This is a genomic window from Massilia sp., assembly GCF_031995545.1.
Taxonomy (GTDB): domain Bacteria; phylum Pseudomonadota; class Gammaproteobacteria; order Burkholderiales; family Burkholderiaceae_D; genus Telluria.
The window spans coordinates 1-12,299 of the sequence record NZ_DAMAGA010000046.1 but is presented as its reverse complement, the minus strand read 5'-3'; the positions used below and the strand labels follow the sequence as shown (position 1 = coordinate 12,299).

Sequence of the window (12,299 nt, the reverse complement as noted above, 5' to 3'; positions counted from 1 at the left end):
GCACACCGCGCGCCCGATGCGGCGCGCCGGCGTGCACACCACCACTGCGCTGCCCAGGCGCGTGAACGTTGTAACGCGGAATTGCATCACCGCGGCCGGCAGGCCGATATCATCCTCGCTACACTGGATGCATCGACGCCGACCGGACAGCGTGACGCCATGCGTAACTTCTTCAATTCCCACTGGAAGGTCATTCTCGCGATCCTGCTCGCCATCGTGCTGGCGATGCTGACCGTGGAAACCAGGTCGGATGGCCCGCCGCTGGCGGCGCGCCTGCACGAGCATGTGCAGGCGCTGGCCTCCGACGAAACGCCGGCGGCGATGCGCCATGTCGAGGTGTCGCTGATGCGCTCGGGTTATGCGCCACGCACCCTGCATGACGGCAGCCGGCGCGGACGCGGCGTCGAGGTCTCGGTCGCCAACCTGGCGCCGGGCGCCGGGCCGCAGCAGCTGTTCATCGTCGGTGCGCGGCTGGGGCCGGACGGCAATCCGGGCGCCGCCGCCGTGCTGGAACTGGCGCGCGCGGTGAAGGACGTGCGGCTGGCCTACGGGACCGAAATCCGCTTCGTGTTCTTCGAAGGCGATGAGCGGCAGCGCGCGCCGCACGAGCTGGCGCTGGCCGATCCGGACGTACATGCCGTAGCGAATTTCATGGCCTTCATCGGTTCGCGCGAAGCATCGGCGCCGGTGCGCCAGGCACTGGCGGCGTTTCGGAGCGACCCGATGATGGCGCGCCAGGGACTGGCGGCGCCGGCGCATGTGATGGGAGTGACCATGTACGGCCATGGGGCCGGCACGGGCAACGCGGCCGATGGCCCGGCACTGGTGATCACCGATACCGGCTTCCTGCGCTACCCCTACTTCCGCGCCAACGACGACCTCGAAGACCTCGATTACGAAGGCATGGCGCACGTGGTCGACGGGCTGGCGCAAACGCTGGCGGCGCTGGCCGGGGCGGTGGAGGCCTGAGCCGAAGCCGGCACTCTCCCCTCCCGCCTTACTCGGCCAGGAACATCTCCTGCAGGTCGTTCAGGAAGCGCCGTCCCAGCTCGGTCGGCCGGATCAGCTGGTGGTCACGCGTGAGCAGGCCCTTGGCTTCGGCGTCGTCCAGCGCCTTGCGGATGGCGCCGATGTTCATGCCGGTGCGCTCGCCGAACAGGTTGGGATCAAAACCCTCGGTCAGGCGCAGTGCGTTGAGCATGAATTCGAAACCCATATCGGCGCGGCCGATCTCGTGTTCTTCCTGCACCGGGTTGCCGCGTTTTGCCGCCTCGATGAAGGAGCCCGGCTGCTTGAAGCGCGCCTGGCGCAGCACGCGGTGCGGAAACGACAGCTTGGAGTGGGCGCCGGCGCCGATGCCGAGATAGTCGCCGAACTTCCAGTAATTCAGGTTGTGGCGCGCGCGGTGCCCCGGCTTGGCATAGGCCGAGACTTCGTAGTGGCCGTAGCCGGCGCCAGCCGTCATTTCCGCGATCAGGTCCTGCATGTCGGCGCTCAGGTCGTCGTCCGGCAGCAGCTCGGGCGGGTACTTGGCGAACACCGTGTTCGGTTCCATCGTCAGGTGGTACAGCGACAGGTGCGGCGGCGCGAAGTCGAGCGCGGTCTGCAGGTCCGTCCGCGCTTCGGCCAGCGTCTGCGACGGCAGCGCGTACATCAGGTCGAGATTGAAGTTGTCGAAGGTGTTCTGCGCGATCTCGACCGCGCGGCGCGCCTCGTTGCCGTCGTGGATGCGGCCCAGCGCCTCCAGGTGCGCCGGGTTGAAGCTCTGGATGCCGATCGACAGGCGGTTGATGCCGCTCTCGCGGTAGGACTTGAAGCGCTCGGCCTCGAAGGTGCCGGGATTGGCTTCCATCGTGATCTCGGCGTCGAGTTCCAGCGGCAGCAGCGTGCGCAGGTCGGACATCAAGCGATCGAGGCCGGCAGCCGACATCAGGCTCGGCGTGCCGCCACCGATGAACACGGTATGGATCTTGCGGCCCCAGATCAGCGGCAGCGACTGCTCCAGGTCGAGGCGCAGCGCGTCCAGGTATTCTTTTTCCGGCAGTTCGCCCTTGGCTTCGTGCGAATTGAAGTCGCAGTAGGGGCACTTGCGCACGCACCACGGCCAGTGCACGTACAGCGACAGCGGCGGCAGCGCGGTCAGGTTCAACGCGCCCGGCTGCAGGTATTGCAGCGCGGCGCTGGCCGGGGTGCGTGGCTCGCCGGCGACCGGCGCGGCGACTTTGATTGGAATCATTTCAGCGATTTACTTCAGCGATTTATTTCAGTTTCTCGACCAGCGCGCGCAGCGCCTGGCCGCGGTGCGACAGCGCGTTCTTTTCCTGCGGCGCGAGTTCGGCGACCGTCTTGCCCAGCGCCGGGATCAGGAAGTGCGGGTCGTAGCCGAAGCCGTTGGCGCCGCGTGCGGTGGCGATGATCTCGCCGTCCCAGCGGCCGTCGGCGATGATCGGCTGCGGGTCGTCCGGATGGCGCACGTACACCAGCACGCAGTAGTAATAGGCCGACTTGTCGGCCCTGGTGGCCAGGTCGGACAGCAGCTTGCGGTTGTTGCGGTCGTCCGACTTCGGCTCGCCGCCGAAGCGCGCCGAATGCACGCCGGGGGCGCCGCCGAGGGCGTTGACGCACACGCCCGAATCGTCGGCCAGCGCCGGCAGGCCGGTCAGGCGCGAGGCGTGGCGCGCCTTCGCCAGCGCGTTCTCGACGAAGGTGCCGAACGGCTCTTCCGCTTCCGGCACGTCGAATTCGCCTTGCGGGTGCAGGTCGAAGCCGATCGGGGCCAGCAGCTGGGCGAATTCCTTCAGCTTGCCGGCGTTGTTGGAAGCGAGGATCAGGCGTTGGGTCATGGTGGGTGAAAGCTTGGGTGGAAAGGCGGGTATTTTACGCCGTTGTTGTTTAGGTGTGCGGCGTGACGTGGTTCTGAGCAGCGCTGTGGGTAGGCTGCGAACTTGGGTTCCCGCCTTCGCGGGAATGACAGTCTTGAGGTTAACGATGCTACATAGGCAAACATTCTCTTACCACTAGCAGTAGCACGTCATTCCCGCGAAGGCGGGAACCCAAGTTCGCACCGCAACCAGCGGCGCCTTCGCCAGCCGATCACCCCTCGACCCGCAACGCCTGCTTCTGCAAATGCACCAGATCCGCAATCCCCTGCTGCGCCAGATCCAGCAAGCGGTTCATCCCGGCGCGGTCGAATGCCGCGCCTTCGGCCGTGCCCTGCACCTCGATGAAGTGGCCATGCTCGGTCATCACCACGTTCATGTCGGTGTCGCAGTCCGAATCTTCCACGTAGTCCAGGTCCAGCACCGGCACCCCGCGGTACACGCCGACCGACACCGCCGCCACGAAATGGCGCACCGGGATGGATGCGATCAGCCCGCGCTCGACCAGCTTGCTGAAAGCGTCATGCGCCGCCACCATGGCCCCGGTGATCGCCGCCGTGCGCGTGCCGCCGTCGGCCTGGATCACGTCGCAGTCCAGGTGCAGGGTACGCTCGCCGAATGCTTCCAGGTCGAACGCGGCGCGCAGCGAGCGGCCGATCAGGCGCTGGATTTCCTGGGTGCGGCCGGTCTGCTTGCCGCGCGCGGCTTCGCGGTCCATGCGCGTGTGGGTCGAGCGCGGCAGCATGCCGTATTCGGCGGTCAGCCAGCCCTGCCCTTTGCCCTTCAGGAACGGCGGCACCTTTTCTTCGATGCTGGCGGTGCAGATCACCTTGGTGTCGCCGAACTCGATCAGGACCGAGCCCTCGGCGTGCCTGGTGTACTGGCGCGTGAGCGATATCTGGCGCAGCTGGTCGACGGCGCGGCCGCTGGGGCGCTGTTCAAAAGTCATGATGATGCTTTCTTTATTTGAGTAACTGGGATGATTTCTCGATCGCCGCACGGATCTCGGCGATCGCTTTTTCGATGTCGTCCTCGCCGAAACCGTCCGCCTCGCCCGGCGCCGGTTCGGCGGCAATGATCGTGGTGCTGACGTGGTCCTCGGCCAGCATCTGGGTCGAGATCACGTTCGGTTCGCCGTCGCCCGCTGCGTCCGCTCCCTGCCACATGATGCCGAGCGCGGTCGTGTTGTCGGCCTGGGCGCCGCCGACCGCCGCCGCCATATTCACCATCTCGGGCACGGCGCTGACCACGCCGCCGGCGCCGGATAGCCTGTGCACGATCTCGCTGTCGGGCAGCATCGACCACAGGCCGTCGGAGCACAATAGCAGCATGTCGCCCGGCTGCAGCCCGGCGCGCGCCGACAGCTCGATCTTCGGTGGGGTAGGCGCGCCCAGGCAGTTGTACAGCTTGTTGCGGTCGGGGTGGGTGGCGCGCTCGAGCGGGTCGGCGCGGCCGCGCTCGATCAGGTATTCGATGTGCGAGTGGTCGCGCGTGCGCGCCAGGATCTGGTTGCGCCGCACCCAGTACAGGCGCGAATCGCCGCAGTGCGCCCACACCGCGCAGTTGTGCTGCACCAGGCAGGCCACCACCGTGGTGCGCGGCAGCTCGGGCAGGTCGTGCGCCATGGCGTAGGCCTGGATGTCGTGGTGCGCCTGCAGCAGCGCCTCTTCCAGGAAGCGTTCGGGCTTCTTCACGTAGGGACGCGCCTGCACCCGGAACATCATGCCCACGGTCTGCATCGCGATGCCGGCCGCGATCTCGCCGCCGCGGTGCCCTCCCATGCCGTCCGCCAGCAGCAGCAACAAGGCGTCGCGCGTGAAGCTGTAGCCCATCCGGTCCTGGTTGGTCTTGCGCCCGCCGATATGGCTCTGCTGGTACACCGAAAACTGCATCGCTTGTCCTTTCAGCCGCGCCGGAAAGCGCCCAGGCGCCGCACCACGCCGCGCCAGCCGGCCGGGGCCTCGTCCGCGGATGGTTCCTCGATCCTGGCCGGCGGCAGCTCGTAATCGGCGGCCAGCGCTTTCTGGATCTCGAACACGCTTTGCGGACGCGCCAAGGGATCGAGTTCCAGGCAGGTGCGCACCAGCGCGATCAGTTCGCGCGAGTATTTACCTTGCAGCGCGGCCAGGTGACCCAGCACCTTGTCCTGGGCGCGCCGTGCGTCGACCGCCTGCGGGGTGGAACAGGTCATGCAGGCGAACATGGCCGCGCCGAGGCTGTAGATGTCGGTCCACGGCCCCAGACTGGCGCCGCGTGCGTACAGGTCGGGGGCGGCAAAGCCGGGCGTGTACATGGGCGCGAGCATCGGCGCGTCGCTGTGCAGGGTCTGGCGCGCGGCGCCGAAATCGAGCAGCAGCGGGGTGCCATCAAGGCGCAGATAGATGTTGGCGGGTTTCAGGTCCAGGTGCAGCAGCTTGTTGGCGTGCACTTCGCGCAGGCCGCGGCAGACGCAGCCGAACACCTGGCGGATGAACTGTTCGCTCGGGCGGCTGCCGCGCGCGGCGCTGCGCGCCACGTGTTCCTGCAGCGAGTGGCCGGACTCGTAGGCCATCACCATGTACACGGTCTCATTGGCGCTGAAGAAATTCAGCACCCGCACCACGTTCGGGTGCACGATGCGCGCCAGCGCCCTGCCCTCTTCGAAAAAACACTTGAGGCCGATGCGGAAGACCGGGAGGTTTTGTTTGGCGACAGTCGGAGTCAGTTCGCCCGGCTGGCGCAGCGCCAGCGCGCTCGGCAAGTACTCCTTGATGGCCACCGCATTGCCCTCGCCGTCATAGGCAAGGTAAACAATACTGAACCCACCGGACGCAATTTTCTTTACAATGCGGTATCCGGCAATGTCCAGCCCATCGGGCAGGGGAGCGTTATTCTGTGCAGCCATCCAAAGGGTTTCCTTGCTAAACAGGGCGATTGTGTGGATAAATGTCGGCTTTGTAAAGAATAAAAACCGGGGATCCCATTGAGCATTTCAAGCATGACAGGTTATGCGGTCGCCACCAGCGAAGGCGCTGCCGGAACCCTCACGATCGAAATCAAGAGCGTCAATTCGCGTTTCCTCGATCTGCAGTTCCGCATCAACGATGATTTGCGCGCGCTGGAACCTGAGCTGCGTTCGGCGATCATGGCCGCCATCACGCGCGGCAAGGTCGAAGTGCGCCTGTCGTTCGGCCGCAAGGCCAGCGGCGGCTCGCAGGCCCTGAACAACGAGCTGCTGGCCGACCTGGCCCGCCTGCAGGCCGAAGTGACGACCCACTTCGCCCAGGCCACGCCGATGACGGTCGCCGAGCTGCTGCGCTGGCCGGGCGTGATCGAAGAGTCGACCATCGGCCAGGAGTCGCTGCAGGCCGACGTCGCGGCGCTGACCGCCACCACCATCGCCGCGTTCGTGGACAGCCGCAAGCGCGAAGGCGCGGCGCTGGAAGCGATGCTGCAGTCGCGTATCGACGCGATGGAAGTGATCGTCAAGCGCATCTCGCCCTTGATCCCGCAGGTGATCTCGCAGTTCCAGCACAAGGCGATCGAGCGCATGCAGGATGCATTGGGCCTGGCCGGCCACGGCAATCCGTCGACGCTGACGCGCCAGGAAGTGCTGGAGCGGATTCGCCAGGAAGTGACCCTGTACGGGATCCGGATCGACGTCTCGGAAGAATTGTCGCGCCTGTCGGCGCATTTGACCGAAACGCGCCACATCCTGAAAAAAGGCGGCCAGGTCGGCAAGCGGCTGGACTTCATGATGCAGGAATTGAACCGCGAAGCCAATACGCTGGGCGCCAAGGCGTCGGTGAAAGAGCTGGCGGATGCGTCGATGGAACTCAAACTCCTGATCGAGCAGATGCGCGAGCAGGTGCAGAATCTGGAATGATCCGGAAATAAAAAATCAGCGGCCGATTTCGAGCCGGTTGAACGCGTCGACGGGGGACCCGTCAACCCTGCGTTGATGCATGCGCAGGGTTGACGGCTACGCCGCCGACGCGTTCAACGTTAACATGAACAATCGCGCGTCGTGCCACCTGCACGATCGCGGCCAACGTACCAACAAAGGAACCACCATGCTCCCACACGCCTTCTCCGGCAGCCTGTTCATCGTCGCCGCCCCGTCCGGCGCCGGTAAGTCGAGCCTGGTCAACGCGCTGCTGGCGAATGAACCGGGCATCAAGCTGTCGATCTCGACCACCACGCGTCCGCCGCGTCCGGGCGAACTCGATGGCCAGCATTACCACTTCACCAGCGCCGAGGATTTCGTGAATCGCGCCGAGCGCGGCGAATTCCTGGAATGGGCCGAAGTGCACGGTAATTACTACGGCACCAGCCGCCTGACCGTGGAAAAGGAAATGAAAAACGGCACCGACATCCTGCTCGAAATCGACTGGCAGGGTGCGCGCCAGGTGAAGAAGCTGTTCCCGGACGCGGCCGGCATCTTCATTTTGCCACCGTCGATCGAGGCGCTGGAAGAGCGCCTGCACAAGCGCGGCACCGACGAACCGCACATCATCACGCGCCGTCTGCTGGCGGCCGGGGGCGAGATGGCTCACGCTCCCGAGTTCGAATATGCTATCATCAACGAAGAGTTCAACGTCGCCCTGGCCGAACTGCAGGCGATTGTCAAAGCGACACGTTGCCGATTCGCACAGCAGGCGGCGCGCAACGCGGCGCTGTTTGCCCAGCTGGGTATCCACGCGCAACAACCGCAATCCTGACGTAGCTGTCATCGAGCGCGCCATTTCCAGGCGCGCTTTATGCGTTTATTATCCTTATCTGTCCATTAGGAGCATCACATGGCCCGCATCACCATCGAAGACTGCCTCAAGAACGTCCCGAACCGTTTCCAGCTGACCCTGGCCGCGACCTACCGCGCACGCCAGCTGCTGCAGGGCCACACCCCGAAAGTCGAAGCCAAGGACAAGCCGACCGTGGTCGCCCTGCGCGAAATCGCCGCCGGTAAAGTCGGCCTGGAAATGCTGAAGAAAGTCCCGATGTAATTACTCGGGGTTGCCCGAGTTTTGCTCCGAATCTGCGTCATCCCGTCTTCTGCTATTCTGTACTCACCACGGCTTGACGATTAAAGTATGAACCTGTTTCCCCCGGACTCGACTCACCCACGCAACCCCGCCCACAAGGAGCGGCGCGCCGATAACCGTCCCCCGGACTTTATCGAGACCGTCGCCGTTCCCGGCGTGGCATCGGTGACGCAGCTGATCACCAAGCTGTCCGAGTACCTCACCCCCGCCGAACTCAAGAAGGTCAAGGAAGCCTACCGCTTCTCTGACGAAATGCACCTGGGCCAGGTCCGCAAGTCGGGCGAGCCCTATATCTCCCATCCGATCGCGGTCGCGGAAATCTGCGCCGAGTGGAAGCTCGACGCCCAGGCCATCATGGCCGCCCTGCTGCACGACGTGATCGAAGACCAGGACGTCAAGAAGGACGAATTGATCGAGCGCTTCGGCGCCCAGGTCGCGAACCTGGTCGACGGCCTGTCCAAGCTCGAGAAGATCGAATTCCAGAGCCAGCTCGAGGCGCAGGCGGAAAACTTCCGCAAGATGCTGCTGGCGATGGCCTCGGACGTGCGCGTCATCCTGATCAAGCTGGCCGACCGCCTGCACAATATGCGCACGCTCGGCTTCATGGTGCCGGCCAAGAAGCGCCGCATCGCCGGCGAGACGATGGAAGTGTATGTGCCGATCGCCCACCGCCTCGGCCTGAACAATATCTACCGCGAACTGCAAGATCTCGCGTTCTCGCACCTGTACCCGCTGCGCTACCAGACCCTGTCGAAGGCGATCAAGGCCGCGCGCGGCAACCGGCGCGAAGTGGTCAAGAAGATCATGGAGTCGGTCAAGACCCAGCTCGCCGGCAGCGGCCTGCAGTTCGAGGTCGACGGCCGCGAAAAGACGCTGTTCGGCATCTACAAGAAGATGCGGAATAAACACCTGTCTTTCTCGCAGGTGCTGGACGTGTACGGCTTCCGCGTCGTCGTCGACAGCGTGCCCAACTGTTATGTGGCGCTGGGCGCCCTGCACGCGCTGTACAAGCCGATGCCGGGCAAGTTCAAGGACTACATCGCGATCGGCAAGATCAACGGCTACCAGTCGCTGCACACCACCCTGATCGGCCCCTACGGCACCCCGGTCGAATTCCAGATCCGCACCCAGGACATGCACCGCACCGCCGAATCGGGCGTGGCGGCGCACTGGCTGTACAAGACCGGCGACTCGAACCTGTCCGACCTGCAGCAGCGTACCCACGCCTGGCTGCAGTCGCTGCTCGACATCCAGCAGCAGACCGGCGACTCGGCCGAATTCCTCGAACACGTCAAGGTCGACCTGTTCCCGGATTCGGTCTACGTGTTCACGCCCAAGTCGAAGATCATCGCCCTGCCGCGCGGCGCCACGGCGCTCGACTTCGCCTACTCGATCCATACCGGCATCGGCGACCACACGGTGGGCGTCAAGATCAACAACGAAGAACAGCCGCTGCGCACCGAGCTGCACAACGGCGACATCGTCGAGATCATCACCGACCAGGAATCGCGCCCGAGCCCGACCTGGCTGACCTATGTTCGCACCGGCAAGGCGCGTTCGGCGATCCGGCACCACCTGCGCACGGTGGACGTCAACGAGTCGGTCGAGCTGGGCCAGGAACTGCTGGCGCAAGCGCTGGCGGTGCGCAACATCAAGCCCGAGCTGCCGGAAGCGACCGTCGCCAAGCTGCTGGCCGAGTCGTCGGCCAACACGCTCGACGAGCTGTACGCTGACATCGGCATCGGCAAGCGCATGCCGGCGCTGGTGGCGCGCCATATCTTCGGCCTGATGGAAGGCGATCTGGACCTGCTGCCGTCGAACCAGCCGCTGCCGGCGGGCGATGTGGCGCCGGTGACGATCTACGGCAGCGAAGGCGTGGCGGTGCAATTGGCGCCGTGCTGCCTGCCGATCCCGGGCGACCAGATCATCGGCCAGCTGCGGCGCGACCAGGGCCTGGTGGTGCACACCTGCGACTGCCAGCCGGCCAAGCGCGTGCGCGCCAAGGAACCGGACCGCTGGATCGCGGTGCAGTGGGGCGAAGAACTGAACCGGCGCTTCGAGACCCGGATCCGCCTGCTCATCAACAACGAGAAGGGCATCCTGGCGCGTGTGGCGGCCGAGATCGGCGAGTCGGACGCCAACATTACCTATGTCGGGATGGACGAGGACGATGAAGGCACGATGACGCAGCTGCGCTTCACGATCCAGATCCAGGATCGGGTGCATCTGGCGCAGCTGATCCGCAATCTGCGGCGGGTGGCGGGAGTGAATCGCGTGGAGCGCGAGCGGACCTGAGCCGCATCGTCCGTAGGGTTGGCGGCTTCGCCGCCGACGCGGTGAGTGTTATCGGCTCCGATATCGCGCCGGATGATCTTGCTGCAAACGATCACCGGAGCGCCTGCCGCCGCGTCGGCGGCGAAGCCGCCAACCCTACTCGCTCAATGCCAGGATGCTGTCGAACGCATCACATGCGCCCTGGCATGCTTCGGCGATCTGCTCCGGCGTCGTCACCTCAGCCTTCAACGCCTGCATGAACGCGCGCCAGCGCGGTCCCGGGCCTTCGTCGGCCCCGCGCAGATAACGCAGCGGATGCGGCGCCAGCCGCTCCGACAGGCGCCCATACAGCACCTTCCCGCCAAGCTGCGAACCCTCGATCACATAGCACACGCCCCAGCGGTAAGCGGCGCTGGCATCTAGCGGCCAGCCCGCGGGCGACGGTGCTGGAGCATGGCGCGGCGTGGCTACCGGCGGCATGCCCGGTTCATTCAGGTCGGCCTCGATCAATTCCACATGCGCCACCGCCGGCAAGGCCGCCTGCGGGCCGTCGTCGAAACGCGCCAGCCACGCCTTGAGCGGCAGCAGCCAGTCGCGCACCATGGTCAGGTGCGCCGCGTAGTCGGCCAGGTCGGGAGCGGGCCGCGCCAGCGGCATGCCGCTGTCGAGCCTTTCGTGGCGCGCGCCGGTGGCGGCGCGCAGGGCGCCGAGCGCATCTGCGTGCGCGGTGTCGTGGGGTTGGTTCATGCGGCGGCCGGGAAAGAGGGAAGCAGATTCTGGAAGAGCATCCACCATCTTACCAGCCCCTTGTGCAAGCCGCTGGCTTTCAGTCGGCGATCGGCTCGGGATACTCGACCGCGATGATCTCCAGCTCGTCCATGCCGAGCGGCGTCTGCAGCTGGGCGACGTCGCCCTCGCGGCACTTGGTCAGCGCGCGCGCCACCGGCGACACCCAGCTGATCTTGCCTTTCAGCGGGTCGAGCTCGTCGATGCCGACGATGTTCACGGTATGCTCTTCGCCGGCCTTGTTGACGTAGGTGACGGTAGCGCCGAAAAACACCTGGTCGTTGCCGTGGTGGACGCTGGGATCGACCACGAACGCCGAATCCATGCGTTTGGTGAGGAAGCGGATGCGGCGGTCGATCTCGCGCAGGCGGCGCTTGCCGTAGATGTAGTCGCCGTTCTCGGAACGGTCGCCGTTGGATGCGGCCCAGTGCACGATGCGCACCACCTCGGGCCGGTCGACGTCGATCAGCTGCAGCAGCTCGTCCTTGATGCGCTGGTAGCCGGCCGGCGTGATGTAGTTCTTGGCGCCGGCCGGAATGGCCTGCGCCAACGCCAGCGCTTCGCCGTCATCGTCGTCGTTGTCGGACTCTTTTACGAATGCCTTGTTCATGACGCCATTGTAACTAGAGTTTGTCCGGACCGCGCCGCGATTGCCGTATCATGATGCCAACATGATCCGTCGCGTGCGGCACAATGAGAGAGACAAACCAGATGAGCACGCCGTTAGCCCCTTTGCCTTCCGCCGACCCCTTCCCCGCCGCCAGCCACCAGCCGCCAGGCCTGGTCTACCAGTTCGCCCTGTGGCCCGACGGCCGCTCCGCCTTCCCCAGCCTGAGCGACGGCTGCAGCGCCCTGCTCGGCCTGTCGGTCGAGGAACTGCAGCACGATCCAACCCTGTTCGAAGCCCTGATCCTGCCCGACGACATCGCAGGCTACCGCGCCGCGATGGCCGCCTCGGCCGCCGACCTGTCGGCCTGGAACTGGGAGGGCCGCATCCACATCGCCGCCTGGAACGACGTCAAGTGGATCAACCTGCGCGCCACGCCGCACCCGCTGCCCGGGGGCGTGATACAGTGGGACGGCATCATGACCAACATCAGCGCCAGCCGCCACGAGCAGGAGGAGGCGCGTCGTTCGCACGAGCGCCTGCTCGAACTGACCGCTCACATCGAGCAGGCCAAGGAAGACGAGCGCGCCCGCATCGCGCGCGAACTGCACGACGACCTGGGCGGCAATCTCACGGCGATCAAGATGGCGCTGGCGATGCTGTCGGCGCGCCTGCCCGACGACCAGCCCGGCCTGCTGGAAAAAGCCGCCTACGTCGACGACCTGGTCGACC

Annotated in this window: 13 protein-coding genes; 6 read left to right on the top strand and 7 right to left on the bottom strand. The window is 65.6% G+C overall.

Annotation, left to right across the window (positions count from 1 at the left end; genetic code table 11):
- The first annotated feature begins 159 nt into the window (after nt 1-159).
- Nucleotides 160-969 (top strand): hypothetical protein, encoded by an 810-nt coding sequence (locus tag RTQ83_RS21610; RefSeq protein ID WP_312519257.1) that lies wholly within the window; start codon nt 160-162, stop codon nt 967-969.
- Nucleotides 970-997: 28 nt separating this feature from the next.
- Here the strand turns inward: RTQ83_RS21610 and hemW are convergent, their stop codons facing one another.
- The 5 genes from hemW to RTQ83_RS21585 all read right to left on the bottom strand — a co-directional run bounded on the left by hemW (nt 998) and on the right by RTQ83_RS21585 (nt 5,763).
- Nucleotides 998-2,236 (bottom strand): radical SAM family heme chaperone HemW, encoded by a 1,239-nt coding sequence (hemW, locus tag RTQ83_RS21605; protein WP_312519255.1) that lies wholly within the window; start codon nt 2,234-2,236, stop codon nt 998-1,000.
- Nucleotides 2,237-2,258: 22 nt separating this feature from the next.
- Complete coding sequence (rdgB, locus tag RTQ83_RS21600; RefSeq protein ID WP_312519253.1) at nt 2,259-2,843, bottom strand: RdgB/HAM1 family non-canonical purine NTP pyrophosphatase; 585 nt, start codon at nt 2,841-2,843, stop codon at nt 2,259-2,261.
- A 250-nt stretch (nt 2,844-3,093) separates the two neighbouring features.
- Nucleotides 3,094-3,828: a ribonuclease PH gene (gene rph, locus RTQ83_RS21595; RefSeq protein ID WP_312519251.1), complete on the bottom strand. Its 735-nt coding sequence runs from the start codon at nt 3,826-3,828 to the stop codon at nt 3,094-3,096.
- A 13-nt stretch (nt 3,829-3,841) separates the two neighbouring features.
- Nucleotides 3,842-4,771, bottom strand: coding sequence for a serine/threonine-protein phosphatase (locus RTQ83_RS21590; protein ID WP_312519249.1), 930 nt, complete (start codon nt 4,769-4,771; stop codon nt 3,842-3,844).
- Nucleotides 4,772-4,782: 11 nt separating this feature from the next.
- Nucleotides 4,783-5,763, bottom strand: coding sequence for a serine/threonine-protein kinase (locus tag RTQ83_RS21585; protein WP_312519247.1), 981 nt, complete (start codon nt 5,761-5,763; stop codon nt 4,783-4,785).
- Between the two features lie 93 nt (nt 5,764-5,856).
- Here RTQ83_RS21585 and RTQ83_RS21580 point away from each other — a divergent pair, with 93 nt between their 5' ends.
- The 4 genes from RTQ83_RS21580 (at nt 5,857) to RTQ83_RS21565 (ending at nt 10,195) form a co-directional block, all read left to right on the top strand.
- Nucleotides 5,857-6,744 carry a YicC/YloC family endoribonuclease gene (locus RTQ83_RS21580; RefSeq protein WP_312519245.1) on the top strand — a complete coding sequence of 296 codons (888 nt, stop codon included), beginning with the start codon at nt 5,857-5,859 and terminating at the stop codon, nt 6,742-6,744.
- Nucleotides 6,745-6,931: 187 nt separating this feature from the next.
- Nucleotides 6,932-7,579, top strand: coding sequence for a guanylate kinase (gene gmk, locus RTQ83_RS21575; protein ID WP_312519242.1), 648 nt, complete (start codon nt 6,932-6,934; stop codon nt 7,577-7,579).
- A gap of 78 nt (nt 7,580-7,657) precedes the next feature.
- Nucleotides 7,658-7,861 carry a DNA-directed RNA polymerase subunit omega gene (rpoZ, locus tag RTQ83_RS21570; protein WP_005665923.1) on the top strand — a complete coding sequence of 68 codons (204 nt, stop codon included), beginning with the start codon at nt 7,658-7,660 and terminating at the stop codon, nt 7,859-7,861.
- Between the two features lie 87 nt (nt 7,862-7,948).
- Nucleotides 7,949-10,195, top strand: a complete 2,247-nt coding sequence (locus RTQ83_RS21565; RefSeq protein WP_312519239.1) for a bifunctional (p)ppGpp synthetase/guanosine-3',5'-bis(diphosphate) 3'-pyrophosphohydrolase — start codon at nt 7,949-7,951, stop codon at nt 10,193-10,195.
- 135 nt (nt 10,196-10,330) lie between these two features.
- Here RTQ83_RS21565 and RTQ83_RS21560 read toward each other — a convergent pair whose 3' ends face one another.
- Nucleotides 10,331-10,921 carry a biliverdin-producing heme oxygenase gene (locus tag RTQ83_RS21560; RefSeq protein WP_312519236.1) on the bottom strand — a complete coding sequence of 197 codons (591 nt, stop codon included), beginning with the start codon at nt 10,919-10,921 and terminating at the stop codon, nt 10,331-10,333.
- A gap of 79 nt (nt 10,922-11,000) precedes the next feature.
- Nucleotides 11,001-11,570 (bottom strand): transcription elongation factor GreB, encoded by a 570-nt coding sequence (gene greB, locus RTQ83_RS21555; protein WP_312519234.1) that lies wholly within the window; start codon nt 11,568-11,570, stop codon nt 11,001-11,003.
- A 101-nt stretch (nt 11,571-11,671) separates the two neighbouring features.
- On the opposite strand from greB, the gene RTQ83_RS21550 reads away from it, so the two are divergent.
- Nucleotides 11,672-12,299 (top strand): sensor histidine kinase (locus RTQ83_RS21550; RefSeq protein ID WP_312519232.1); only part of this gene is annotated, 628 nt, incomplete at its 3' end.